This is a genomic window from Mesorhizobium sp. 1M-11 (genome assembly GCF_001303895.1).
GTDB lineage: Bacteria > Pseudomonadota > Alphaproteobacteria > Rhizobiales > Rhizobiaceae > Mesorhizobium.
Genome location: NZ_LJSD01000071.1, coordinates 96,253 through 119,438, shown reverse-complemented (window position 1 = coordinate 119,438; position 23,186 = coordinate 96,253). Strand labels below are relative to the sequence as shown.

Here is a 23,186-nt window from a genome sequence, read left to right as displayed (position 1 = left end):
CGAGCGCACCGATGGCAGCGCCGGCGGCGAGCGCGACGTCCTCAAGGGCATTTGGCCCAAGGGCATTTAGCCCTACGCCTTGTCCCGCAAGGCCTTGCGCATCCGCGACGGCCCGGCGCAGCCAGGCCGACACCGTTGCCGTCGGCGCGGTCGAAGCGGCGCCGGCAAGCGTGGCGTGGTGGCGCGGAGAGGTATTGGGACGCAGAATCATCGAAAGCACGATGAATCACGGCGGCGGTTTTGGCAACAGAAATGGCCAATAAGCGCTGTGCCTGTCGTCCGGTCAAAACGAACGATAATGTTGCATTATCGTTCGTTTTGCTCTCTATAGCGAAAATGGCCGTTTTCGTCGAGCAGAAGCCCAAAAATCGCGCCCGGCGACCCTCCGGACCGTCCCACAGAACGGGCGCCGCGGATGATAGTCCGGACGCGCGGTCGTCGGACGAGCCGATGCGCTCGTCAAAGATGGCCGGTCCCCCGCAGCGCAGCTGCAAAGGTCGCCAGTGGGACGACAAGCGTCAGCGGGCGATCCAGGAGCGGCTCGGCGCCGAAGCCGGCATACCATCGGGCGGCGCGCTCGCTCTTGGCCTCGATGATCATCACCACGCCGCCAATATCCTCGGAAACACGAATGCATCGCAGCGCGGCAGCGAGCAGAAGCTGCCCGCCAAGCCCCCTGCCCGCTACCGTCCTGTCGACGGCCAGCCTCGCGAGCAAAAAGCCAGGCACCTTGTGGCGCGCCAATCCCTTCGTCATCGCCTGGGGGACAGCGTCATGCGCGACCGATGCCGGCGCGATGCTGTAGTAGCCAAGGATCCTGTTCGGGGCATCATCGGAAACCGCGCAAAACGTCTTCGCGGCATTCTGCTCGTGGCCCTGGCGCGCAAAACGCTGCAGGAAGATGTTCAGCTCGGCAGCGCCGCAATCGAAGGCGTTTCGGTCATGGGCCTTGGCGATCGGCTCTTCGTGCCAGGCCGGAAGCGTCACAGGTCTTTTGGAAGCACGGCGGCGGCGGCGCGCAGCCGGGCATTCGGCTTCGGCGGATTGTCAAGAAGCTGGAGAATGCGTGCAAAATCACGCCCCGACGTTTTCACGACGTCGGCCTCGGCAATCACCGCCTCGGCTTCGCGCAAGGCAGTCTGCGTCACAAAACTGGTCAGATCCGTATGGCGCAGGGCCGCCGCACGCATCAGGCGCGCCTTCACCTCCGGCTTCACCCGGATGTTCATCCTGTCGGTATCATCAAGCGCTGCGCGGGCCATGATTCAATCTCGTACTGTTTACACGCTTGGAAGATACGCCTGTTTGGAGGCAGGTTCAATACCATACGCATTCAATACGTACAGATCGGACAGGAGAGCTGATGGATCCCGATGACGACCTTCCCGATATCATCGACGTTGTGATGGAAATGGGGCGGAAGACGGAAGGGGCCGAAAAAAAAGCCCCCTCCCCTCTCCTGCCGGCCGAAATTTCAGCGAACGACAGGCGGGAGCGCCTCCCCAGTCATCTCGAGGGCCTCGCCGACAAAGCCCGCGGCTATGTCGAGGCGGCGAGTTCGGTCAACACGCGCCGCGCCTATGCCTCCGACTGGAAGCATTTTGCCAGCTGGTGCCGTCGGCAGGGTCTTGAGGTGTTGCCGCCCGATCCGCAGACCGTTGGGCTCTACATCACGGCTTGCGCGTCGGGCACAGCAACCGGCGACAAGAAGCCCAACTCCGTGTCGACGATCGAGCGGCGCCTTTCCTCGCTGTCCAGGAATTTTGCCCAGCGCGGGCAGTCGCTCGACAGGAAGGACCGCCATATCGCAACGGTCATGGCCGGCATTCGCAACAAACACGCCGCCCCGCCCCGGCAGAAGGAGGCGGTACTGCCCGAGGACCTGATCGCCATGCTGGAAACGCTCGACCGCGGCACGCTGCGCGGCCTACGCGACCGCGCCATGCTGCTCTTGGGCTTTGCCGGCGGCCTGCGCCGCTCCGAGATCGTCGGCCTCGACGTCGGCCGCGACCAGACCGAGGACGGCCGCGGCTGGATCGAGATCCTCGACTTGGGGCTCCTGGTCACCTTGCGCGGCAAGACGGGCTGGCGCGAGGTCGAGATCGGCCGCGGCTCGTCGGATACCACCTGCCCGGTCGTGGCGTTGCAGACCTGGCTAAAGCTCGGCCGCATCGCGCACGGGCCGCTGTTCCGGCGGGTGACTGGGCAGGGGAAGACGGTTGGCGCCGAGCGGCTCAATGACCAGGAGGTCGCCCGCCTCGTCAAGCGCGCCGCGCTGGCAGCCGGCGTGCGCGGTGATCTTACGGAAGGCGAACGGGAAAGGCTCTTTGCCGGCCATTCACTGCGCGCCGGTCTCGCCTCCTCGGCGGAAGTCGACGAACGCTACGTGCAAAAGCAGCTTGGCCATGCCTCCGCCGAAATGACCCGCAAATATCAGCGCCGCCGCGACCGATTTCGGGTCAACCTTACCAAGGCCAGCGGGTTATAGGCGACAAAAGGCCCTCCCCTGCCGAGTTTATTGCTCAGGCAGCGCCATGAAGGGATCGAGTACCCGCACACCCAGAGGCTCGAAATGCCGCATGTTCCGAGTCAAAACGGTCAGCCCGTGCACCTGAGCCGTTGCTGCAATCGCAATGTCCTCGAAGCCAGGTTGATGGGCACGAGCGTCATCAAGGATCTGACCGGCGGCATGCGCGCATCTCAGATCGAACGGCAGCAGTTTGCTCGCATAAAGGTACTCAATGCTCTCCCACCATTCCCTCAACCTCAGCGCCTTGGTTGTAGCGCCTTCCCGCTCGGCCTTTGCGATGCCTGATTTGACCTCGGCGGCAGAGACGACCGACAGAAACAGCTGTGGACTAGCCTTGTCGAGCCATTCAACCAACTCGCCTGAGCCGGGTCGCTTGGACGGCGCCAACGCGAAAATGACGTTCCTATCGACCAGGAACATTACAGATCGACGGCTCGGCTCGGCTTGCTGTTGCGCGCGGGGATATCCCCTTCGTCGCCTGGAAACGACGCCAGCAGCTTGCCGAAGCTCGGAACATGCGCAAGCCTCTCGTATTCGTCGAACGAAAGGACGACCGCTTCCTTCCTGCCATGCCGGGTGATGATCGCCGGATTGCCGCGGACAGCCTGGTCGACGACCGCCGACAGCGTCGCCTTGGCATCCTTGAGTTGGATCTCTCTCATTTCCGATCTTTCCTTAATGACCACAGTGGTCATATAGGAAGGCTATGCCGTTATAACAAGTGCCCAGCAGGCCTGAGACGCCTACATCCGATCGTTTACCCTTATCCTCTACATTTGGAAATCTGCCCTTCAAACGTCTCTCAGGCGCTTAAAATGGCCGCTGACACGCAAAATCGCGCTTCCCTTCGGCCGCAGGGCCGCCTGATCGGCTAGCCGGGACATCGTCACCAGCCCTTCTTCTTCATGCTGTCACGCAGCGCGCTGCTGATCTCCAACGAATTGGCGCCGGCCTTGATTGCAGCCTGCTCTCCCGGCGTGCCTGCAGCGACTCCGGACGTGGCCGCCTTTTCCAGCGCACTCATTCTGGCGTTCAGCAGGGCCGTGATCATAGGCCAGACCGAGAATTTTTGCTGACGGACACGCTCCAACAGATCGCGCAGATAGCCGCCGCGGCTGCGGATGTGTTCAGCCCGTTGCAGGATCGCGGCCAGCACGATCGCCGCATGCTGCGGACCCATGACCTCAGCCGCTTCCTGCCAGGCGCTTGGGCTGATCCCCATGCTCGGCCGAGCTCGATAGGCGGCGGCGGCTAGATCCCGCCAGGTCCGGATTTGCCCTCCCTCGGCGTAGGGCACGATGTCGGGGCAGGCGCTCAGCACCATTCCCAACGGCAGATCCCGTCTTGGCAGACTCCGCACATTGTCGGTATCCTCGGCGGTGCCGCTCGCTTCTGGATTATTTCCTGAGCCGCTTCTAATTTCACCGGTAGGATTAAAGTTTGGGTTTGAATTTTGTATGTGGCGCTCAGTATGAGACTCATTGGCGCTCGAATCTTCTAATTTGACGAATGTTTCCAACGTCTGATGTACGTCGGCCCAGAGATCTTCCAGCTCATCGGCAAGCGCCTCGAGCACCTGTCGTGGGGCTTTCCGCGGAAGCCGGGCAATGACTGCCTCATAGCGCAGCTGAAAGCCGCTCCAATTGCCAGGAACGTTCTCGTTGATGCCGGCATCAATCATCTTGGTCACGTCGCGCCGGCAGATGGTCAGCCGCTCCTTGACCACGCGGTGCGCCTTGCGTTCGGCCGCGACGGCGTCCGCCATCTCCCGAAACTCCGCGGCACGCGCCAGGATCGGCGCGAGATCGAACCCGTAGGCCTGCTCGATCGCTCCGCCCTGCCCTTTCCGGGCGAAGCGCTTGCCGTTCGGGCTGTCCCTGCGGATGATCAGGCCCGAGGTCACCAGATTGGCCAGATGGCGCCGCAACGTCGCCGGCGCCATGCCGTTGGCCCGACGGATGAGCTGCTCGTTCGAGGGGAAGACAACCAGATTGCCCTCCCCGCTGAGTTCTTCGTCGCGATGGAACGTCAGCAGGGCATCGAGGATCGAGAGAGCGCGATCGGTAGCACCGAGCACCTCCTTAGCCTCGCGGATGTCCCTAAACACCTGCCATTTGGACACCGTGGCGCCCTGATCTATCTTCTTGGCCGTCGACTGGCTTGAAATCAGGCCAAGCGTCATCGGCCGCCGCCCGAAGGGCGTCGTCGCAATATGGGTCTGCATTTTCCTTTACCTTTTGTTAGGCAAAGAAAATTCGCTCGCCGAAACGGCGTTGAGCCTCGAAAGGCTCTTGACGGTGATTCTCAGAAGTGCGATTCTTTCAACCTGCCAAGATTGAGAAAGGGCTTCCGGAATTCGTTTCGGGGGCCTTTTTTCTATGCCGCTCCGTTTACGTTAGGTTCTGGCTAATTGTCCTGGTTGGGCCCCCTCTTCTCGTTCCTAAAAGTACGGTGCAGATCGGGGAGCTTGCTGACCAGAAAGTCGACGAACTCGGCGTCTTCAGCGACCTCGATACGCGATCGTTTAGCCGTGCGTACGATGCGCGCAATCTCTGCACCGTCGCTGCTTCGGATGGTGACCGGCTCAGGACCGCCTGCGACTGCGCCGTCGGTCTTCTTCGCGGCGACGAGGAGCAGCGCCAGTCGGTCATTCGTATGGGCTGATAGGAACGCGTCCGTCTGCGTGGCTTTTCGAACTTTTGCGAGTGTCTTCGTGTCTGAGACTGCGTCAGCCAAGGCAAGCCAGCGCGGGCGGCCGACTTTGGGTGCGCGACCAACTGCTTTCTGCAAGTCGGAAGGCACCGCTTTGGCGACGGCAATCAGCTTGGAGACCTCTGCTCGATCAACGGACAGCGCCGACTGGATTAGAGATCGTTGGAACCCTGCATCCTCTAGAGTCAGCGCGAATGCTGCCCGCTCGATAAAGCTCAAGTCCTCGCGGCCGGAGTTCTCAATCCCCTGTGCGGCGACCAAGTCTTCGTCTGTTAACACCCGGACATAGGCCTTGACCTTGATGCCTAAAGTGCGCGTCGCCCTAACACGGCGATGCCCATACGCGGACTGGTAGCGGCCAGGTATTGTAGGATGTTCGCGGACGAGAATGGGAATTTCCTGACCGCGCTCCGCGATCGACTGCTTCAGAGTAGCGTCAGCGGCTGGATCTTGTTCCTCGAAGCGATCAGCGAATGGCGAAGGGTCTACCGTGCTCGGATCGAGCTCAATGGCGACAGTTCCGGTGGCGAGCTGTTCCCGCAGCGCTTCGTACTGACGTTCGACGTCGGAGAACGTGTCTTTGAGCGAGCGCACGGCGCCTGATGTGACGCGCGCAATGGGTCGGCTTTCGACCGCCGGCGCCTCCTCTGGCGCTGCGAACATCGATCGAATTGATTGCGTCCTCTTGCTCATTCGATGGCGCCTCTCATTTCGCCGGGCTGGGTGAGCGGACCCGCCTGCTCTATGCCATCGCGTGCTCCGATGTTGTCAGCTGACAACAGGCTTGGATGGGCCTGACGATCCTGATCTCGCGTGCCGCAGCCTGCCGCACCGCCACTGTTGGCAGATGACAAAAATGACGCAGTTGTTTGGCTCGAATCGTGTCCGCTCATGGCCGACCCCATACGCGGTTGATGAGTTCGATCGCCTCATCGTTCACAGCATTGATGGACTCCATGGCGCGTTCGTACACTGACCGGCCGACTGAGCCCCTCGACAGCTCGAACAGGGACTGTTTCGTGAGCCCCGCATTCGCGATCGCGGTCGATTTCCATGCGGTTGCGGCAAACACATCTGAGCCGAACAGGTCTCGTAGAAGGCTTACTATCTCCTGTTCGGGAACATCGCGAGGGTCATGGCGCGTCACCAGGAACTTGAGGAAGTCGTACTCCAGCTTACCGCCGGCGTCTTCGATCACGGAGATCAGCTCAGATGTCATTAGCAAGAACTGGCTCATCGACGCGACGTCCACCATCTGCGGATGGATTGTCACGATCATCCCTGTCGCGGCATTGAGCGCGCCCATGGTTAGAAAACCTAGCTGTGGCGGGCAATCAATGACGACTACGTCGAAATCGTCAGCGATCTGCGAAACCGCACCGGCAACGCGCCTAAAGAAGAGGTCCTCAGGACGCACCTTGCTTGCCATGATGTGGCGTGGCGTTTGGTGTTCAAATTCCATGAGTTCGAGGTTGCCCGGCACAATGCTCACACCCGGAAAATAGGTCGGCCGGATCACTTCTTTCATTGAAACGCGATCTTCGTCGTACCGTATGGCGCCGTACAATGTCGCGTTCTCTGGAATGTCGAATTCCGGCTGGTATCCAAACATAGTGGAGAGCGAAGCTTGGGGATCGAGATCGATAGCGAGCACACGATAGCCTTGCAGCGCGAGACCCTGCGCTAGGTACAACGACGTGGTGGTCTTCGCGGACCCGCCCTTGAAGTTCGCGACTGTAACCACTTGAAGTTTTTCGCCCGGCCGACGCCTTGGCCAGAACTTCAGCGCCTCCTTAGGCCGCGCATCCGCGAGATATGCGCGGAGCTCGTTAACCTGCCCGAGTGTGTAAGATCGCCGGCCACCTGTACCCAAGTCGGGAGAGGGGCCTAGTCCATCCAACGAGAGCTGCCGCAGATAGCCATCTGAAACACCGACAATCTGAGCAACTTCGCCCGAGGTAAAGGAGCGGAGGAACTTCTGGGCCGTGGGCGGAAATGCTCGTTCCCCAGCGGCTCGCAGACGAGCGGACAGGGCCTCGGCACGTCGTCCGATGAGTTCGGACGTGAGTTCAGATTCTTCGACCAATGCGGCGGAACTCAGATTCATCATCATTCCAGACGGTTTATTGACGTAAGACGCGCCATTTCCGTCTGGAGTTAAGGCATGATTCCTCTACATCGACAAGAGAGTTAAGGTTAACAATGTCTTAACAGCAATGACCAGTGGCTAGCCTGCCGACCGGTTTTTTCCGGCGTTTCTCGCGCCAATTCAATGGCTTGATCCTTTGACACAAGTCCGTGGCATGGCACGCGTGCTGATAATTCTATTAGGTTCGGTGTGGCGAAACAGGCTATCCGACGCGTCCGGACAATCGCGACCCATCTATCCGGCAGTAGAATCACTCATACTTTCACTAGTCGCGACCGCGGCCCAAATCATGCCCCTTGCCCTCCGACTTCAATCGAAGCGGAGCGAAACGCATGCGGGCAATAGCCATCTCGACGGCGGGATACAGAGGCGCCGCCGACCTCATCGACTCGATGCACCAACTGCGAGCGCGAATTTTCCGAGACCGGTTGGAATGGGACGTGGAGGTTCGGCAGGGTAGGGAAGTCGACGAGTTCGATTCCTACCGCCCCACATACATCCTGGCTGTCACACCATCTCGCCAGGTGGTCGGGTGCGCCAGGCTGTTGCCCGCGATGGGGCCGACCATGATGTCGGTCCTCTTTCCTGATCTCGAGCGGACGGGCCTGTTGCGCCCTCATGCTGGGATGGTCGAGAGTTCCCGCTTTTGCGTCGATACCTCGCTGGAAGCGGGGAGGGCAGGGGGGTCGCTGCACGATGTCACGCTGACCATGTTCGCAGCGATCATCGAGTGGTCGATGGAACAGCGTTACACCGAGATCGTCACCGGCACCGATGTCCGCTTTGAGCGCATCCTGAAGCGTGCAGGCTGGCCGATGGAGCGCATTGGGGAGCCGCGACCGATCGGTAACACGATGGCAGTCGCGGGTCTGCTTCCGGCCGACCGAGAATGGTTCGAGCGGGTGCGCCCGGCGAACTATGCATCGCTTCTGCAGCGCACCAAAGCCGCCGCGTGATGGAGAACGCGCGAATGGGCCAGCTGCGCTCGCACCCCAGGCTTGTCCGTAAGCTGCAGGACGCTCTCGGCGACGCGCTCTGCGTGGCGCTCGACGATGCAAGCGTGGTGGAAATCATGCTCAATCCCGACGGCAAGCTCTTCATAGAACGGCTCGGCCACGGAATCGCGGCCGTCGGCGAGATGACCTCCGCCGCGGCCGAGATCGTGATCGGCAGCGTCGCCCATGCTCTGCAATCCCAGGCAGTCGACGAACAACCCATCATCAGCGGCGAGCTGCCGATCGGCGGGCATCGGTTTGAGGGGCTGTTGCCGCCCATCGTCTCTCGGCCGACCTTCACGATCCGTCGCCGCGCATCGAGGCTGATCCCCCTCGATGACTATGTATCGTCCAAATTCATGACGGCGCGCCAGGCAGAGATCATCCGCAACGCGATCGAATCCCGGCTCAACATCGTCATTTCTGGCGGCACGGGATCGGGCAAGACCACACTCGCCAACGCCGTCATCTCGGAGATCGTCGAGGCCGCGCCCGAAGACCGGATCGTCATTCTGGAGGATACCGCCGAAATCCGCTGCGTGGCTGAGAACGCTGTCGCGCTTCATACGAGCGACACGATCGATATGGCGAGGCTCCTGAAGAGCACGATGCGGCTGAGGCCCGACCGCATCATCGTTGGCGAGGTCCGCGACGGCGCGGCGCTCACGCTGCTCAAAGCCTGGAACACCGGACATCCTGGCGGCGTCACGACCATTCATTCCAACAGCGCCATGTCGGCGTTGCGCCGCTTGGAACAGCTCACCGCCGAAGTGAGCCAGCAGCCATTGCGCGAGGTGATTGGCGAGGCGGTCGATCTGATCGTGTCGATCGAACGCTCGGGACGAGGTCGGCGTGTGCGCGACGTCGTCCATGTGGAGAGCTTCAACGGCTCCCGATATCAAACCGAAACCTACGCCCAGATCGAAGAGGCCCAACTTGATGAGGAAAGCCATGCCGCGTAGCCACTCGACCTCGGGCGCCAGCGGAATGCTGACGCTCATCCTCTGCCTAGCGGTGACGACGCCAGCATTCGCCGGCGGCGGCGGTGGCTTGCCGTGGGAAGGTCCGCTCCAGCAGGTCCAGCAGTCCATCACGGGGCCGGTCGCCGGCTTCATCGCGCTCGCGGCCGTCGCGATCGCCGGCGGCATGCTGATCTTCGGCGGCGAGCTCAACGATTTTGCCCGAAGGCTCATGTACGTCGTGCTGGTCGCCGGCATCCTCCTCGGCGCGACGCAGATCGTCGGCCTGTTCGGCGCGAGCGGCGCCTCGATCGGCGAAGTTGCCGTCGAGGCGCCGCGGGCGAGGGCAGGGGACGTGGCCTATGGCTGAGTACGTCTCAGGCCTCGACCGCTCACGCATCCACCGGGCGCTGTCGCGTCCGAACCTACTGCTCGGCGCGGACCGCGAACTCGTGCTGCTGACGGGACTGGCCGCGGCCATCCTCATCTTCGTGGTGCTCACCTGGTACGCCGCTCTGTTCGGCGCCGCGATCTGGATCGTGGTCGTTGCTGCACTTCGGATGATGGCGAAGGCGGACCCGATGATGCGGCGCGTCTACGCTCGCCACATCGCCTATCGGCCCTATTACCGGCCGACATCGACGCCGTGGCGGTAGTGAGGATGCCACAATGACCGCCCTTCGCGCATTCCGGCATTCCGGTCCTTCCTTTGCCGATCTCGTCCCCTATGCGGCGTTGGTCGCCAACGGCGTCATCCTGCTCAAGGACGGCAGCCTCATGGCTGGCTGGTACTTCGCAGGCCCGGATTCGGAAAGCTCGACCGACGCGGAGCGCAACGAGGTGACGCGTCAGATCAACGCGGTCCTTTCGCGGCTCGGATCCGGCTGGATGATCCAGGTCGAAGCCGTGCGCGTCGCGACGTCGGCCTATCCGTCGCGCGAGGATTGCCATTTCCCCGACCCGGTCACGCGTGCGATCGACGAGGAGCGGCGTGCTCATTTCGAAAAGGGCAGGGGACACTTTGAGAGTCAGCATGCTCTGATTCTCACTTGGCGGCCGCCAGAGAAGATCCGCTCGGGTCTTGCGCGCTACGTCTATTCCGACAGCGAGAGCCGCGGCGCGCGATACGCCGACACAGTGCTTGAGAGCTTTCAGAGCTCAATCCGTGAGGTCGAACAGTATCTCGGAAATACGCTGTCCATCCGACGGATGGTGACGCAGGAAGTCGAGGAACGAGGCGGCTTCCGCAGCGCCCGCTATGACGAGCTATTTCAGTTCATCCGCTTCTGCATCACCGGCGAGAACCATCCCGTCCGGTTGATCGAGATTCCACTCTATCTCGACTGGCTGACGACAGCCGAGTTTCATCACGGTGTCTCGCCCATGGTCGAGAACCGCTATCTCGCCGTGGTGGCGATCGACGGCTTCCCGGCGGAGAGCTGGCCCGGCATCCTCAACGCGCTTGACCTGATGCCGCTCACCTATCGCTGGTCAAGCCGCTTCATGTTTCTGGACGATCAGGAAGCGCGGGCGAGACTCGAGCGCACCCGAAAGAAGTGGCAGCAGAAGGTGCGCCCCTTCGTCGACCAGTTGTTCCAGACGCAATCCCGCTCGGTCGACCAGGATGCGATGATGATGGTCGCAGAGACCGAGGACGCGATCGCGCAGGCTTCGTCGCAACTCCTCTCCTATGGCTACTACACGCCGGTCATCGTGCTCTTCGACGAGGGCGAGCCGCGGTTGCGCGAGAAGGCGGAGGCGGTGCGGCGGCTGGTGCAGGCGGAAGGATTCGGCGCCAGGATCGAGACGATCAACGCGACGGAAGCCTTCCTCGGCTCTCTTCCCGGCAACTGGTACGCCAACATCCGCGAGCCGCTGATCAGCACGCGCAATCTCGCCGATCTCATCCCGCTGAACTCGGTGTGGTCGGGCGCTCCCACAGCGCCGTGTCCCTTCTATCCAGCGGGCGCGCCGCCGCTGATGCAGGTCGCGTCAGGCTCCACGCCTTTTCGACTGAACCTGCATGTCGACGATGTCGGTCATGCCCTCATCTTCGGTCCAACCGGCTCGGGAAAGTCCACGCTGCTCGCATTGATCGCGGCGCAGTTCCGGCGCTATGCGGGCGCGCAGATCTTTGCGTTCGACAAGGGCCGCTCGCTGATGCCGCTGACGCTCGCAGCCGGCGGCGATCACTACGAGGTGGGGGAAGGGGAGGGGACGCATGGCCCGGCGCTCGCCTTTTGTCCTCTGGCCGATCTCGCTACAGACGGCGACCGCGCCTGGGCCTCGGAGTGGATCGAAACCCTCGTCGCGCTGCAGGGTGTGTCGATCACGCCTGATCATCGCAACGCCATTTCCCGGCAGATCGGCCTGATGGCCGAAGCACGCGGTCGCTCGATCTCCGATTTTGTCTCCGGCGTCCAGATGCGCGAGATCAAGGAGGCACTTCACACCTACACCGTCGACGGCCCGATGGGGCAGCTGCTCGACGCCGAGCGGGACGGATTGTCGCTCGGGCTATTCCAGACCTTCGAGATCGAGCAGCTGATGAATCTCGGCGGGCGCAGCCTCGTCCCGGTCCTCACCTACCTATTCCGGAGGATCGAGAAGCGGCTGACTGGGGCTCCCAGCCTGATCATCCTTGATGAAGCCTGGCTCATGCTCGGCCATCCGGTATTCCGCGACAAGATCCGCGAATGGTTGAAGGTGCTGCGCAAGGCCAATTGCGCGGTCGTGCTCGCCACGCAGTCGATCTCCGACGCCGAGCGTTCGGGCATCATCGATGTGCTGAAGGAATCCTGCCCGACAAAGATCTGCCTGCCGAACGGCGCGGCTCGAGAACCAGGCACGCGGGAATTCTACGAACGCATTGGCTTCAACGATCGACAGATCGAGATCGTGGCGACGGCATTTCCCAAGCGGGAATACTATGTGGTGTCGCCGGTCGGCCGCCGCCTCTTCGACATGGCGCTCGGCCCTGTCGCACTGGCCTTCGCAGGTGCTTCCGGTCGCGACGACCTGAAGCGCATCGCCGCGCTTCGCGCCGAGCACGGCAGCGATTGGCCCCTCCATTGGCTACAGCAGAGAGGACTAAGCGATGCGCAAGCGCTCCTTCATATCGGCTAGCACCATGATGGCGATTGTCGGCGCCAGTATCATCGGCCCCACGCCGGGCCGGGCCGGAGGCGTAACAGGGCAGGCGACAGAATGGACGCAGCTGCTCAACAACGGCGAACTCGTGGCGCTCGTGGGTAAGTCGACCGAGCAGATCAACAACCAGATGACGCAGATCGCACAACTGGCCGAGCAAATCCAGAACCAGATTCGCATGTACGAAAACATGCTGCAGAACACGGCCCAGCTGCCGTTCCACGTCTGGAGCAAAGTTGAAAACAATTTGAACCGCCTTCGCAGCCTCGTTGCGCAGGGAGAGGGCATCGCCTTCTCGATGTCGAACGCCGATGACGTACTGCGTCAGCGGTTCCAGAGTTACGGCGAGTTCAAGACCGGGCTGGCCGATGGCCAGTCCTTTTCGTCGAGCTACGAAGAGTGGTCGACGACCAATCGGGACACGATCGCCGGCACCCTGAAGGCCGCCGGTCTGACAGCGGAGCAGTTCTCCTCTGAAGAGGCGACCATGAGTTCGCTGCGCTCAATGTCGGAATCGGCCGACGGCCAGATGAAGGCGCTGCAGGTCGGCCATCAGATCGCCGCCGAGCAGGTTGGGCAGTTTCGGAAGCTGCGTGGCCTGATCGCGCAGCAGACGACCATGATGGCGACCTGGTTCCAGTCCGACCAGGCCGACAAGGATCTTGCGCAGCTTCGTCGCGAGCGCTTCTTCAACGCAGCGCAACCGGGCGTCCGCGGCGGCCAGGCAATGGAGCCGCGCTGGTGAGCCGGGCAACAATCATCGTACTTGTCGTCGCGGTTGTCTCTCTGAGCGCCGCCGCGCTCTGGATGGTGTTTTCGCGCGACGCCGTGCCGGTCGTCACCGACCCGGCCCCCGCTGCCGACGATGTGCAACGCCGCCAGCGCGCGGAAGAATTCTTTGGCGGGGATCCGGAGCGTGACGTCCGCGGCGGTCAGGAGATGAAGCCGCGATGGTGATTGGGCGATCGGTCAGCGCTGCCGGATGGGCTTTCACTACGATCGGCGTCGTGATCCTGGCGAGTGCGCCGGCTCTGGCGCAGGACGGCAGCGTCCTCACGACGCTTGAGAACCAGGTGGTGACTGCCGCGCGCGGCTGGGAAACCACGGTTCTCGACGCGGCCCGCTCCTTGTTCTGGATTCTGGCGGTCATCGAGATCGGTATCGCCGCCGTGTGGCTCGCCATCAATGCCGCCTCGCTCGACAGCTGGTTCGCCGAGCTCGTGCGGCGCATCATGTTCATCGGCCTGTTCGCCTTCATTCTCGACCAGGGTCCGACGGTCTCGAAGGCCATCGTCGATAGCCTGTTCCAGATCGGCGCATCCGGAGGCTCAGCCTCGCCGGCAGACATCTTCAATGCCGGTATTCGGGTGGCATCGAAAATGTCGGAACAGGCGCAGTTCGGTCTGTTCGAGGACAACGCGCTGGCGATAGCCGCGGTGTTCGCGATGATCGTCGTCGTCGTCTCATTCAGCCTGGTCGCCGCTATCTTTGTCGCCGTCATGGTCGAAATGTATGTCGGGCTGCTCGCCGGCATGATCATGCTCGGCCTTGGCGGGTCGAGCTACACCAAGGACTTTGCCGTCCGCTATCTCATCTACGCGTTTTCGGTCGGTATGAAGCTGATGGCGCTGGTGATGATCGCGCGGATCGGCTCCGAGGTCCTCATCGGCCTGGCCGAGGCGCCGACCGCGACCACCGATCAGTTCATCACCACCCTCGCCATCGCCGGCATCTCGGTCGTCGTCTTCATCATCGCCATATATGTGCCGCCGATCATCCAGGGCGTCGTGCAGGGCGCCTCGGTCAGCGGCGGCATGGAAGCGATCCGGCATGGCGGCCAGGCGGCGACCTTCGCGGCCGGCGGCGCCTTCCTTGGTGCGAATGCGGCGAGGACCGGCGCCGCGAGCGCCAGTGCGGCCCGCGCCGGCGGATCCTCGATCGTCGGAGCGTCGCTCCGCGGCATGGCATCCGGTATCGGCAGCGCAGGTTTGGCGGCCGGCTCCGCCGCGAAGGACAAGGCAATCGCGGCACCCGGAGCCTACGCGAACTCGCTGCTCGGCCTCGCCAATGCGAAGCTCGACGACGCCCGCGGTCGATCATCCCGGCCCAATCCATCTCCGCCGCTGCCGGATAAGTAATCAGGAGTTTGACGACAGATGGCGAAGACTACGGCGCCGGAGAACCCTTATCTCGCGGCACGGCAGGAATGGAACGAGCGCTACGGCTCCTATGTGAAGGCCGCCGCTGCCTGGCGCATCGTCGGCGTCACCGGCATGCTGCTTGCGGTGATCAGCACGTCCTATGCGCTCTATCAGAGCAGCCAGGTGAAGCTCGTCCCCTACATCGTCGAGGTCGACCAGCTCGGCACAGCCGTCAACGCCGGTTTCCCGCAGCAGATCGAATATGCCGATGCGCGCGTCGTGCGGGCGACCCTCGGCAACTTCGTTTCCAATTTCCGAAGCGTCACCCCAGATGCCATCGTCCAGAAGGGCTATATCGACCGCGCTTACGCAATGCTGCGCACCTCCGATCCCGCCACGGAGAAGATCAATAGTTGGTTCCGCTCAAACTCGCCCTTCGAGAAGGCAAGAGCTGCGACCGTGGCGGTCGAGGTCAACAACATCGTGCCGCTTTCGAACCAGAGCTATCAGATCGATTGGACGGAATATCAGCGCGACCGCAAGGGCAAGGAGATGGGCGCGCCGCGGCGCTTCCGGGCCGTTGCGACCGTCGTGCTGACGCCGCCGCAGGACGAGGCGGTCATCCGCCTCAATCCGATCGGACTTTACATCCGCGACCTCGACTGGACCGCGCAGCTATAGGAGTGGCCCTGCCATGTTCGCACCACACATCGTTACCCATGGCCGGTTGTTGCCGTTGGCGCTTGCCGCAGCCTTTGCCGCATCGCCCCTCCTGCTTCAGGAAGCCCGTGCCGAGGGCATGAGTGCCAACGAGACCAAGGGCACCGGCATCTCCGGGCAGTGGCGCGGCAGCCGTGGACTGGTCACCAAGGGACCGGACGGCAAGGTGATCTTTCTCTTTGGTGAGGTGCAGCCCTCCGTCGTGTGCTCGCCGCTGCAGGTCTGCGACATCGAGCTTCAGCCGGGCGAAGTCGTGCGCGACGTGCTGATCGGCGACACGGTGCGCTGGAAGGTCGAGCCCGCCACGTCCGGTGCTGTCGGCGGCCAGGCGATCCATCTGATCGTCAAGCCGTCCGAACCGGGCCTCGTGACCTCTATGGTCGTCACCACGTCGCGACGCACCTACCACATCCAGCTCAAGTCGCATCAGAGCCAGTACATGGCCAGGGTCGGCTTCGAATATCCCGAGGACGTCTCGGCGAAACTTGCCGACATCAATGCGCGACTGGAGGCGAGCACGATTCCGGGAGCGGGGGTGCCGGCCGAGCAGTTGAACTTCGCCTACTCGGTATCGGGAAGCGCTCCGTGGCGTCCGACGCGCGTCTACAGTGACGGGCTGAAGACCTACATCCAGTTTCCGCGACCGCTTTCCGGCCAGGATGCGCCGGTCCTGTTGGTCGTCTCGGGCGGCGAGAACCGCATCGTCAACTATCGGATGAAAGGCAACATGATGGTGGTCGACTACCATGTCGATCGCGCCGTCCTCCTGTCGGGCGTCGGCCGGCGCCAGGACAAAATCACGATCAGGCGGGGAGGGTAGGGGATGCGCCATCTCAAACTCCTCCGCCGCTTCGCCGGCGTTTCTCTTGCATGCTCGTTGATTGCAGCTTGTCAGGCAATCAACGCCGAAGGACTGGTCGCGAGTTCCGCGCCGCCGGAGATCTCGGAGCCTGCCGCCAGCGCCATCGCCGGCGACATGGTGAGCCGCCTCGCCGAGCACGTCGGACCCGGGACCGGCACGATCCTCCTGAAACCTGATGGATCGTCGTTCGGCGGCGCGCTCGAGGACTCGCTGAAGACATGGGGCTATGCGGTTGTCAGCGACCAAGACGCGAAAGGTGAGAAGCTGATCGCGCTTGCTTACGTGATCGACACCTATGACGGCCAGGTCCTCGCACGCCTATCGACCGGTTCCGTTGATCTCGGCCGAGCCTACACAACGACGGCGACAGGGGCTGCGCCGGCCAGCCCGCTCTCCGTTATGCGGCGCGGGTAGGGGAGGGAACATGATCCAGTCCCTGCAGCTTGGCGGCGCGCCAGCAAGCCAGCAGCCGAACATTCGCCGGATAAACCGCGTGCCGGTGATCGTGGGGATCGTTCTCGTCCTGCTCTTCCTTAGCGTCATCTTCTACGGGCTGAGCTCGCGGGGATTGTATTTTCGGGGAGACCCGGACATCGGAGGTCCCGGCGGCAATCCGGCGTCGACATTCGGCGATGAGCTGAAGCGCGGGGTTCCCGACGGGATCATCGGCGAGCCAGCCCCGGCGCCGGTGTTCCAGCCTACACCGCCGGCGGCCGTCGAGACTGAAAACCCATTTGCGCCGCAACCGGTCGTCCGAGAGGTTACGCCGACTCCTCAGCCGCAGCTCGAACCGGAAGCACTGTGGCGAGCGCGTCTCGAGCGGGAGGCGGAGGAGCAGTATTTTCGGGAGCGCCAGCGTCAGCGCATGGCGCGGCTGCAGGCCAACGACACCGCTTACGATTCCCCGATCTCCCTCAGCATCGACAAGCTAAAGTCCGGGGAGGGCGACCAGGCGCCGACGTCCGCAACGAATGGCGGGACGACGCTGCTTGGCGGTTCCGCCACCGACCTCTACTCGGCAGCGCTCAAGGCAGGGCTTAGCGGCCAGAGCCTCGATCCGAACGCGCAAGCCAGCAAGGAGGATTTCTTCAATGCAGATCTAAAGCAGGTAGGATATCTGCCCAATAGGGTCGTGCCGCAGCAGTCCCGCAACGAGCTGAAACGCGGATCCGTGATCCCCGCGACGCTGATCACTGGCATTAACTCAGACCTCCCCGGCCGCATCACGGCGCAGGTGAGCCAGAATGTCTACGACAGCGCCACCGGTCACCACCTGCTGATCCCACAGGGGACAAAACTCTTCGGCCGCTACGACAGCAAAGTATCCTTCGGGCAGTCACGCGTCCTTGTCGTGTGGACCGACATTATCTTCCCGAACGGATCGACGCTGCAGATCGGCGGCATGGCGGGCACCGACGCGCAGGGCTACGGCGGCTTCAACGACAAGATAAGCCGGCCCTACCTGAGGACGTTCGGCTCGGCGGTGCTGCTGGCGATCATAGGCACGGGCATCGACATGGCGCTGCCGGAAAGTTCGACGCTCGCGACGCAGGACACCGCCTCGGATGCGGCAAGGCGGAATTTTGCGGAGACGTTTGGGCGTGTCGCGGAGCGCACGATCAACAAGAATCTCGACGTTCAACCGACGTTGCGTATCCGACCCGGCTACAAGTTTAACGTTCTGGTTGATCAGGACATTGTGTTTCCGGGAACGTAGGGTGAGAAAGCTGCCCTTCCGAGCGGGATCCCTTTGCTGCCTTGCCGCACGGTATCTATGGTGACTGCAACATCATAGGTCGTCGATTATCGCCTCGCAAAGCAGTAGCGACGTCAACACACCCATGGAACGACTCAGGTTGATGCGAACTGATCAACCAAGAAGTCCAGGAGCACGCGTATCTTCGGAGCGAGGTGCTGGCGCGACGGATATATTGCATAGTGCGTGGTATCCGCTGTCTTCCAGTCGTCCAATCCGGTCTCCAGCCGGCCCTCCTTCAGGTCCGCCGCCACATAAGGTAGGGGGATCAGGCTGACGCCGAAGCCTGCTCGCAATGCGTCGCGCACGGCAAGGCTGGATGACACAGAATACCGTGCCACAACATTTACACGTTCGCTCTGTCCGTTCTTTCTAAACTCCCACACATCCGCATTTGCCCCGTAGGGAAATCGGATATGTGCTAGTCCTTTCAGCTCGGACGGCGTTTGCGGCTTCCCGTGGATCGCAAAATAGGACGGTGCCGCGCAGAGCACATGCGGCATCGTCGCCAGCCTTCTTGCAATCAGACTGGAATCCTCGAGGCTGCTATAGCCGCGAATGGCGACGTCAAAACCCTCCCGCACGAGGTCCACGCGACGATCATCCAGATGAAGATTCAGGTCGAGTCGAGGATAGCGGTTAAGGAATGCCGGGATCGCTTCGGAAAGGCGCGTCAGCGCGACTGTCATTGGGGCGCTCACCCGCAAGGTTCCGACCGGCTCCAATCTGGTTTGGGAGAGCGCAGCCTCGCCTTCCGCTAAGGCGTCGAGCCCCCGCCTGATGTGTTCCAGATAGACTTTGCCCTCTTCCGTTAAAGCCATACGCCGAGTTGTCCGATTGATCAGTCGAACTCCAAGGTGGGCCTCTAGCTCCGCGATGTTCTTGCTGATGGCAGGGGGCGAGAGAACGAGCTTTCGTCCCGCCTCGGCGAAGCTTTCCAGCTCGGCAACGTGCCGGAAAACCTGAAACGCAGTAAAATGATCCATATTATTCACCAATGGAGAATAAAGCGGTTTCTATTTTGCCCATTATCTCAGTGGGGTAAAGAGGCTACTCTACTAAACGTGTTCAGCAGGGAATTTGCTTTATGCCTCATCCAGCTATCGAACTCATAGAGAGGCGGACTTCCGTCAACCGGTTCGACAACTCCCACACTCTGGCCGACGGGCAAATTGCAGATCTGATTCGCTTGGCCACGCGCGCTCCTACAGCCTTCAACCTGCAAAATTGGCGCTTTATCGCGGTTCGAACGCCGGAAGCGAAAGCGAGATTGCGCAAACTCGCCTACGGGCAAGTCAAGGTGAGCGATGCAGCCGTTACCTTCATCGTGTGCGGCCAGAGCCCCGACTACACTACCGTTCCCGAGCGGTTGCGTGCGATTGTTGAAAGCGGGCACATGGCAGCCGAGATCGCCATAGGCTGGCAGGAAGCTGCCCGACGGAAGTATTTGGGCGATCCCGGAGCGGCGCGCGATGAAGCCATACGATCGGCTTCGCTGGGTGCAGCCACGCTAATCTACGCCGCTGAGGCCTTTGAGCTTGCGTCTGGAGCGATGGGTGGTTTCGACCCGGAAGCCGTGGCGCTAGAGTTTAACCTTCGCCCCGATGAAATTCCGGTCTTGCTCCTACCTGTCGGCCGCATCGCGCCGGGGAACTGGCCCCAGAAGGCGCGCCGCCCGATTACCGAGGTCCTAGAACTCATATGACTACCAAACCGTCTGACCTGGCGCTGACAGCCATTGCGCCGATCGTCTGGGGCAGCACCTATCTCGTCACCACAGAAATGCTCCCCGACTTCTCGCCATCGACGGTTGCGATGCTGCGCGCACTCCCGGCAGGGCTTCTGCTGTTGGTGATCGTGCGTCAATTACCGGCCGGCACATGGTGGCTGCGCGCCTTCGTGCTTGGCGCCCTCAACATCTCTCTTTTTCTCACTATGCTGTTCGTGGCTGCCTACAGGCTACCCGGGGGCGTTGCGGGTACAGTGCTCGCGGCCCAACCCCTGATTGTGGTATTCTTAGCGTCATGGCTTTTGGGCGCTCGGCTGAGACCGGTTGCCGTCATTGCAGCCTTGGTCGGCATGGGAGGCGTCGCCTTGCTGGTCTTGACGCCAAGCGCAGCGCTCGACCTGATCGGCGTTGCGGCGGGTCTAGCCGGAGCCGGCTCGATGGCGCTGGGCGTGACCCTGACGCGTAAATGGCAGCCTTCGGTAAAGCCGCTTGCACTGACGGCATGGCAGTTAACGGCGGGCGGCCTGCTTCTGGTACCGGTCGTCCTGTTTGTCGATCACTCGATCCCCATCCCCACGGCGAGCAACCTGATAGGATTGATGTGGCTTGGCCTTGTGGGTGCAGCGTTGACTTATGTGCTGTGGTTCAGGGGGATCGGTCGCCTAAACCCTTCTGTGGCATCGTCGCTACTCTTTCTCAGTCCAGTGACAGCGGTAATGCTCGGCTGGGCATTTCTCGGAGAGAAATTGACCTTGCTGCAGATCACTGGCATCGGAGTGGTGTTGGGAAGCATCTGGCTTAGTCAACGGGCTTCACACTGATTTTCCGAGCCAACGCACTACGTCGCGGCGGATTTCGTAATCAAGGTTATCCTTGCCAGAGTCCTGCCGGCGCTCGCCCCTACACCAAGAGCAGCCCTCCGCTGCGTGGGCGCTTTTTCCTCTCGCCGGATCAGTGGCGGGGAGCACTCGCAGCTGCGCTCCCTTCGAAAGAACCGCGTTCGGCGCGGGTTCGCCGGCCGGACGTCGGTCAGGCGGCCCGCTGTCCAGGCAATCCAGCCAAGTCTTTGTTTTCGGCGAGCGCCTTCTCGATCTCGCCGAACTGCCGGCGCTTGTCGGCCAGCTCGCCCGAAAGGCGAACATGCCGCCCTGGCGCGAGCGATAGGATGCCGAGCGCGTTTCTGTTCCTCGTCGAAGGGGCCCGTCTGGGTCGCGACTTCCTCAAAAACGGACTTGTCGACCGTCTTCATGTCGCGCTCGACCGATCCTGCTTGCGCGCGGAATCCGTCTGTGGGACGATTTGCGCTACCTGGAGACCGGCGACTCAGTCAAGGCGGAAACAGCGCCGAGCGGTACGATCCATCACACATTCCAATGCTAGCGTGTTTGCGCATTCATCGACGCATCGATCGACCGTCAGCACCCACACCAATGAATGGAGATTTGTATGAACCTCGCACCACAACTTACTTTCCCAGGGCGGTGTCGCGAAGCCTTCCAATTCTATGCTGAGCTGTTCGGCGGCGAAGTCACCGTGATAAACACTTTTGGCGGCAATGAAGATAGAAAGTTGCCGCCCGGCTCGGTGCCTGCTCCACCGGAGTACGTCCGTTTCGCCGAAATCAAATTTGGTCAAAATGTGCTGCGCGGCAACGATCTGAACGAAGAGCAGTTCGTCCCTATGATTGGCTTCAGCATCTCACTTCACCTCAACGATGCCGATGAGGCCAAACGCATCTTCGACAGCCTTTCGCTGGGAGGGAATACGACGTCGCCGCTCGGCGAAGTCGATTGGGCCAAGCTCTTTGGGCAAGTAACAGACCGCTTCGGCGTGCCTTGGCTCATTCTCGCACTGGATGGATGAACTGAATAACATCGCGGTCTTTGCACTCCCAGGAGAGAGCACACGATATCCTTGAGAGTTCTGTTAGGCATGTCAGATATGCAAGACGTGCGGTGCGCACTTGCCTCTCAGCGATTGGCAAGAAAATCGAAACGAACCTATCGGGCATCGGTCTTTCGGCCGGTCGTTGGCATCGGTCAGCGTGCGCTGACCACAAAGACGTCCGCCGGAAATGTTTTGTGGGTTACGTGCCGATGCTGGATCGGGGCACCCGAGACCGCTTGCTGTCGATCGGGGGAGTCACTCCAATCTGCTGCTCACATCCGCATTCCTACACGGGCATGGATGAGTGCAGCGAGGCGCTAGGCGGAGTACCGTTCTCACTGCCCGAATGCGATCTGAACAAGTTACGAAGGACAGCGGGTCACTCCGTGGAGAGGATATCGGCGGGAGGTCCTGCCCGACAACCCGGCGCGGTTCGTAGCACGGAAGGTGTGTCTGGCAAGGGGGTTACGCGCAAGTAGTTGCGCGTGAAAGTCTTCACGACGCCTAGGGCATGCCCATTGGACTCAGGGCTCTTCGTGGGTGTGAAGCAGGGAACGAAGCTTGGGACGATGGAGAAGTCGCGCGTTTCCTTGCCTTCAGGCGATCCTCAGACCTACTGGAGGATGTCAAATCGGCTGATCAGACCGTTATGCAGTCGAAACACATGGATGGCATTCGTGTCGAAGAGAACCTTCCCCTCATGGTCGCGCGCCGTTAGGTGCACCAGTACTTCGGCTGAACGATCGACCTTGATCGAAAAGCCGAGAGGGTCGGCGCGCGAATCCATCGCAGCCCACTGTTTGGTCCAATACTCGCGCACACCGTTGTGTCCATGAACATACCCACCTTCGAGTCCATTCGCCCAAACGACATCTGGATGCATGGTGGCAAGTACAGCGTCCATGTCGCGGGCATTGAAGCGATCATAAAGGTGCTTGAGAAGTTGTTCTGCTTGGGACACCAGCGCTCCTTTGCTTTCTGCAACGACCGGCTTTGCGCTTCTGCACAGCCGACACTGGTCGCCACGTTTGGCCATACCGAGCACCTGCACGCAATCAGTGGCTCGGATAGCCTCGGATCTCGCGGCGACGCCCGCTGACTCAAGGCTAGGATATCATAGCGCTTCTCGGCAACCCCTCTGCGTGAACCGTGCCCACGGCAAACAACCGCGCTCAGTCTTCCGTCCAGCAAGGCGTCTCAAACGGGGGACGATCTGGCACGATGCCCTAGACTAGCTGGCTTCGCGTAAGCCCCGACGTTTACGACCCCTGCGGGAGGGCGGGATATGGAACGGGTTCGCATTGACCTCCACCTTACCGCTGTGGATGCGCGATATTGCCCTGTGAGCCGTTGCCAGATCCCGAGTACAGACGCAGGCGGACAAGCTGTACGCCGTGCCGTTGGCGAGCGCTATCGCCTCGTCGAATTCATCGAGGCGCGGGCTTGGATGTTAGCGGTTCGGCATCGACGCCGTGCATCTCGTTTTTCTTTCGGTATGTTTGGCTGGCCTCCTGGCGGTGGGCTCCGGCTCCACTACATCGACGTTGGCGCTGATCGGACGATCGCGCGCGATCCACGCCAAAATCTGCCGATCTC

The 23,186-nt window shown here is 61.7% G+C and carries 26 protein-coding genes and 2 pseudogenes; 17 read left to right on the top strand and 11 right to left on the bottom strand.

Annotated features, from left to right (window positions below; translation table 11 throughout):
- From AO692_RS33325 to AO692_RS28320, 3 genes and pseudogenes are all read right to left on the bottom strand, one after another.
- Positions 1-211 (bottom strand): annotated as a pseudogene (locus AO692_RS33325) (hypothetical protein); the annotation flags it as partial.
- 248 nt (positions 212-459) lie between these two features.
- Complete coding sequence (locus tag AO692_RS28325) at positions 460-987, bottom strand: hypothetical protein (protein ID WP_054313376.1); 528 nt, start codon at positions 985-987, stop codon at positions 460-462.
- A complete protein-coding gene (locus tag AO692_RS28320; protein ID WP_054313375.1) occupies positions 984-1,262 on the bottom strand; it encodes a DUF1778 domain-containing protein in 279 nt (92 codons plus the stop codon). The genes AO692_RS28325 and AO692_RS28320 overlap by 4 nt, the downstream gene beginning before the upstream one ends.
- 101 nt (positions 1,263-1,363) lie before the next feature.
- Between AO692_RS28320 and AO692_RS28315 the strand changes: the two genes are divergently transcribed.
- Positions 1,364-2,488, top strand: a complete 1,125-nt coding sequence (locus tag AO692_RS28315) for a site-specific integrase (protein WP_054313374.1) — start codon at positions 1,364-1,366, stop codon at positions 2,486-2,488.
- 27 nt (positions 2,489-2,515) lie between these two features.
- Here the strand turns inward: AO692_RS28315 and AO692_RS28310 are convergent, their stop codons facing one another.
- The 5 genes from AO692_RS28310 to repA all read right to left on the bottom strand — a co-directional run bounded on the left by AO692_RS28310 (position 2,516) and on the right by repA (position 7,349).
- A complete protein-coding gene (locus AO692_RS28310) occupies positions 2,516-2,950 on the bottom strand; it encodes a type II toxin-antitoxin system VapC family toxin (RefSeq protein ID WP_054313373.1) in 435 nt (144 codons plus the stop codon).
- The gene (locus AO692_RS28305; protein ID WP_054313372.1) at positions 2,950-3,192 is read right to left on the bottom strand and encodes a type II toxin-antitoxin system Phd/YefM family antitoxin; all 243 of its coding nucleotides are present in this window, start codon (positions 3,190-3,192) and stop codon (positions 2,950-2,952) included. Before AO692_RS28305 ends, AO692_RS28310 begins: the two co-directional genes overlap by 1 nt.
- Positions 3,193-3,416: 224 nt before the next feature.
- On the bottom strand, positions 3,417-4,754 hold the full coding sequence (repC, locus tag AO692_RS28300) for a plasmid replication protein RepC (RefSeq protein ID WP_054313371.1): 1,338 nt from the start codon (positions 4,752-4,754) through the stop codon (positions 3,417-3,419).
- Positions 4,755-4,936: 182 nt separating this feature from the next.
- A complete protein-coding gene (gene repB / locus AO692_RS28295; RefSeq protein ID WP_054313370.1) occupies positions 4,937-5,935 on the bottom strand; it encodes a plasmid partitioning protein RepB in 999 nt (332 codons plus the stop codon).
- Between the two features lie 196 nt (positions 5,936-6,131).
- Positions 6,132-7,349 (bottom strand): plasmid partitioning protein RepA, encoded by a 1,218-nt coding sequence (repA, locus tag AO692_RS28290; RefSeq protein ID WP_082407614.1) that lies wholly within the window; start codon positions 7,347-7,349, stop codon positions 6,132-6,134.
- Positions 7,350-7,723: 374 nt separating this feature from the next.
- Here repA and traI point away from each other — a divergent pair, with 374 nt between their 5' ends.
- From traI to trbI, 12 genes are read left to right on the top strand one after another with little or no spacing between them, the layout of a single operon-like run.
- Positions 7,724-8,347 carry an acyl-homoserine-lactone synthase TraI gene (gene traI / locus AO692_RS28285; RefSeq protein WP_054313369.1) on the top strand — a complete coding sequence of 208 codons (624 nt, stop codon included), beginning with the start codon at positions 7,724-7,726 and terminating at the stop codon, positions 8,345-8,347.
- A 14-nt stretch (positions 8,348-8,361) separates the two neighbouring features.
- Positions 8,362-9,348 carry a P-type conjugative transfer ATPase TrbB gene (gene trbB / locus AO692_RS28280; protein WP_054313368.1) on the top strand — a complete coding sequence of 329 codons (987 nt, stop codon included), beginning with the start codon at positions 8,362-8,364 and terminating at the stop codon, positions 9,346-9,348.
- Positions 9,338-9,715 (top strand): TrbC/VirB2 family protein, encoded by a 378-nt coding sequence (locus AO692_RS28275; protein WP_054313367.1) that lies wholly within the window; start codon positions 9,338-9,340, stop codon positions 9,713-9,715. Before trbB ends, AO692_RS28275 begins: the two co-directional genes overlap by 11 nt.
- Complete coding sequence (locus AO692_RS28270) at positions 9,708-10,001, top strand: conjugal transfer protein TrbD (RefSeq protein WP_054313366.1); 294 nt, start codon at positions 9,708-9,710, stop codon at positions 9,999-10,001. The genes AO692_RS28275 and AO692_RS28270 overlap by 8 nt, the downstream gene beginning before the upstream one ends.
- 13 nt (positions 10,002-10,014) lie before the next feature.
- Positions 10,015-12,471, top strand: a complete 2,457-nt coding sequence (locus tag AO692_RS28265) for a conjugal transfer protein TrbE (RefSeq protein WP_054313365.1) — start codon at positions 10,015-10,017, stop codon at positions 12,469-12,471.
- Positions 12,472-12,478: 7 nt separating this feature from the next.
- A complete protein-coding gene (gene trbJ, locus AO692_RS28260) occupies positions 12,479-13,240 on the top strand; it encodes a P-type conjugative transfer protein TrbJ (RefSeq protein ID WP_152980001.1) in 762 nt (253 codons plus the stop codon).
- Positions 13,237-13,452: an entry exclusion protein TrbK gene (gene trbK, locus AO692_RS32545; protein WP_244483527.1), complete on the top strand. Its 216-nt coding sequence runs from the start codon at positions 13,237-13,239 to the stop codon at positions 13,450-13,452. Before trbJ ends, trbK begins: the two co-directional genes overlap by 4 nt.
- A complete protein-coding gene (trbL, locus tag AO692_RS28250) occupies positions 13,446-14,633 on the top strand; it encodes a P-type conjugative transfer protein TrbL (RefSeq protein WP_054313363.1) in 1,188 nt (395 codons plus the stop codon). Before trbK ends, trbL begins: the two co-directional genes overlap by 7 nt.
- Before the next feature lie 18 nt (positions 14,634-14,651).
- Positions 14,652-15,317 (top strand): conjugal transfer protein TrbF, encoded by a 666-nt coding sequence (trbF, locus tag AO692_RS28245; RefSeq protein ID WP_054313362.1) that lies wholly within the window; start codon positions 14,652-14,654, stop codon positions 15,315-15,317.
- Positions 15,318-15,330: 13 nt separating this feature from the next.
- Positions 15,331-16,176, top strand: coding sequence for a P-type conjugative transfer protein TrbG (gene trbG, locus AO692_RS28240; RefSeq protein WP_082407611.1), 846 nt, complete (start codon positions 15,331-15,333; stop codon positions 16,174-16,176).
- Between the two features lie 3 nt (positions 16,177-16,179).
- Positions 16,180-16,632 (top strand): conjugal transfer protein TrbH, encoded by a 453-nt coding sequence (trbH, locus tag AO692_RS28235; protein WP_054313361.1) that lies wholly within the window; start codon positions 16,180-16,182, stop codon positions 16,630-16,632.
- A 10-nt stretch (positions 16,633-16,642) separates the two neighbouring features.
- Positions 16,643-17,935 carry an IncP-type conjugal transfer protein TrbI gene (trbI, locus tag AO692_RS28230; RefSeq protein WP_054313360.1) on the top strand — a complete coding sequence of 431 codons (1,293 nt, stop codon included), beginning with the start codon at positions 16,643-16,645 and terminating at the stop codon, positions 17,933-17,935.
- Positions 17,936-18,069: 134 nt separating this feature from the next.
- On the opposite strand, the gene AO692_RS28225 is transcribed toward trbI, so the two are convergent.
- A complete protein-coding gene (locus AO692_RS28225) occupies positions 18,070-18,960 on the bottom strand; it encodes a LysR family transcriptional regulator (protein WP_054313359.1) in 891 nt (296 codons plus the stop codon).
- Positions 18,961-19,061: 101 nt separating this feature from the next.
- Between AO692_RS28225 and AO692_RS28220 the strand changes: the two genes are divergently transcribed.
- The 4 genes and pseudogenes from AO692_RS28220 to AO692_RS28210 all read left to right on the top strand — a co-directional run bounded on the left by AO692_RS28220 (position 19,062) and on the right by AO692_RS28210 (position 21,566).
- Positions 19,062-19,679, top strand: coding sequence for a nitroreductase family protein (locus tag AO692_RS28220; RefSeq protein ID WP_054313358.1), 618 nt, complete (start codon positions 19,062-19,064; stop codon positions 19,677-19,679).
- Complete coding sequence (locus AO692_RS28215; protein WP_054313357.1) at positions 19,676-20,524, top strand: EamA family transporter; 849 nt, start codon at positions 19,676-19,678, stop codon at positions 20,522-20,524. The genes AO692_RS28220 and AO692_RS28215 overlap by 4 nt, the downstream gene beginning before the upstream one ends.
- Before the next feature lie 383 nt (positions 20,525-20,907).
- A pseudogene (locus tag AO692_RS33955) lies at positions 20,908-21,083 on the top strand (deaminase); the annotation flags it as partial.
- Between the two features lie 66 nt (positions 21,084-21,149).
- A complete protein-coding gene (locus AO692_RS28210; RefSeq protein WP_054313356.1) occupies positions 21,150-21,566 on the top strand; it encodes a VOC family protein in 417 nt (138 codons plus the stop codon).
- A gap of 637 nt (positions 21,567-22,203) precedes the next feature.
- Here AO692_RS28210 and AO692_RS28205 read toward each other — a convergent pair.
- Together AO692_RS28205 and AO692_RS32530 are read right to left on the bottom strand one after the other, a co-directional pair.
- The gene (locus AO692_RS28205; RefSeq protein ID WP_082407608.1) at positions 22,204-22,626 is read right to left on the bottom strand and encodes a nuclear transport factor 2 family protein; all 423 of its coding nucleotides are present in this window, start codon (positions 22,624-22,626) and stop codon (positions 22,204-22,206) included.
- A gap of 195 nt (positions 22,627-22,821) precedes the next feature.
- Positions 22,822-22,974, bottom strand: a complete 153-nt coding sequence (locus AO692_RS32530; RefSeq protein ID WP_244483526.1) for an aldehyde dehydrogenase family protein — start codon at positions 22,972-22,974, stop codon at positions 22,822-22,824.
- Between the last annotated feature and the right edge of the window lie 212 nt (positions 22,975-23,186).

What these genes read in the sequence shown, in the direction of transcription:
- trbG (WP_082407611.1), top strand. Translation starts at nt 15,331, where the DNA reads ATGTTCGCACCACACATCGTTACCCATGGCCGGTTGTTGCCGTTGGCG.
- trbF (WP_054313362.1), top strand. Translation starts at nt 14,652, where the DNA reads ATGGCGAAGACTACGGCGCCGGAGAACCCTTATCTCGCGGCACGGCAG.
- trbI (WP_054313360.1), top strand. Translation starts at nt 16,643, where the DNA reads ATGATCCAGTCCCTGCAGCTTGGCGGCGCGCCAGCAAGCCAGCAGCCG.
- AO692_RS28220 (WP_054313358.1), top strand. Translation starts at nt 19,062, where the DNA reads ATGCCTCATCCAGCTATCGAACTCATAGAGAGGCGGACTTCCGTCAAC.
- repB (WP_054313370.1), bottom strand. Translation starts at nt 5,935, where the DNA reads ATGAGCAAGAGGACGCAATCAATTCGATCGATGTTCGCAGCGCCAGAG.
- AO692_RS28205 (WP_082407608.1), bottom strand. Translation starts at nt 22,626, where the DNA reads ATGGCCAAACGTGGCGACCAGTGTCGGCTGTGCAGAAGCGCAAAGCCG.
- traI (WP_054313369.1), top strand. Translation starts at nt 7,724, where the DNA reads ATGCGGGCAATAGCCATCTCGACGGCGGGATACAGAGGCGCCGCCGAC.
- repC (WP_054313371.1), bottom strand. Translation starts at nt 4,754, where the DNA reads ATGCAGACCCATATTGCGACGACGCCCTTCGGGCGGCGGCCGATGACG.
- AO692_RS28320 (WP_054313375.1), bottom strand. Translation starts at nt 1,262, where the DNA reads ATGGCCCGCGCAGCGCTTGATGATACCGACAGGATGAACATCCGGGTG.
- AO692_RS28265 (WP_054313365.1), top strand. Translation starts at nt 10,015, where the DNA reads ATGACCGCCCTTCGCGCATTCCGGCATTCCGGTCCTTCCTTTGCCGAT.
- trbH (WP_054313361.1), top strand. Translation starts at nt 16,180, where the DNA reads ATGCGCCATCTCAAACTCCTCCGCCGCTTCGCCGGCGTTTCTCTTGCA.
- AO692_RS28270 (WP_054313366.1), top strand. Translation starts at nt 9,708, where the DNA reads ATGGCTGAGTACGTCTCAGGCCTCGACCGCTCACGCATCCACCGGGCG.
- AO692_RS28275 (WP_054313367.1), top strand. Translation starts at nt 9,338, where the DNA reads ATGCCGCGTAGCCACTCGACCTCGGGCGCCAGCGGAATGCTGACGCTC.
- AO692_RS28305 (WP_054313372.1), bottom strand. Translation starts at nt 3,192, where the DNA reads ATGAGAGAGATCCAACTCAAGGATGCCAAGGCGACGCTGTCGGCGGTC.
- AO692_RS28210 (WP_054313356.1), top strand. Translation starts at nt 21,150, where the DNA reads ATGAACCTCGCACCACAACTTACTTTCCCAGGGCGGTGTCGCGAAGCC.
- AO692_RS28310 (WP_054313373.1), bottom strand. Translation starts at nt 2,950, where the DNA reads ATGTTCCTGGTCGATAGGAACGTCATTTTCGCGTTGGCGCCGTCCAAG.
- repA (WP_082407614.1), bottom strand. Translation starts at nt 7,349, where the DNA reads ATGAATCTGAGTTCCGCCGCATTGGTCGAAGAATCTGAACTCACGTCC.
- AO692_RS28225 (WP_054313359.1), bottom strand. Translation starts at nt 18,960, where the DNA reads ATGGATCATTTTACTGCGTTTCAGGTTTTCCGGCACGTTGCCGAGCTG.
- trbL (WP_054313363.1), top strand. Translation starts at nt 13,446, where the DNA reads ATGGTGATTGGGCGATCGGTCAGCGCTGCCGGATGGGCTTTCACTACG.
- AO692_RS28215 (WP_054313357.1), top strand. Translation starts at nt 19,676, where the DNA reads ATGACTACCAAACCGTCTGACCTGGCGCTGACAGCCATTGCGCCGATC.
- trbJ (WP_152980001.1), top strand. Translation starts at nt 12,479, where the DNA reads ATGGCGATTGTCGGCGCCAGTATCATCGGCCCCACGCCGGGCCGGGCC.
- trbB (WP_054313368.1), top strand. Translation starts at nt 8,362, where the DNA reads ATGGGCCAGCTGCGCTCGCACCCCAGGCTTGTCCGTAAGCTGCAGGAC.
- AO692_RS28315 (WP_054313374.1), top strand. Translation starts at nt 1,364, where the DNA reads ATGGATCCCGATGACGACCTTCCCGATATCATCGACGTTGTGATGGAA.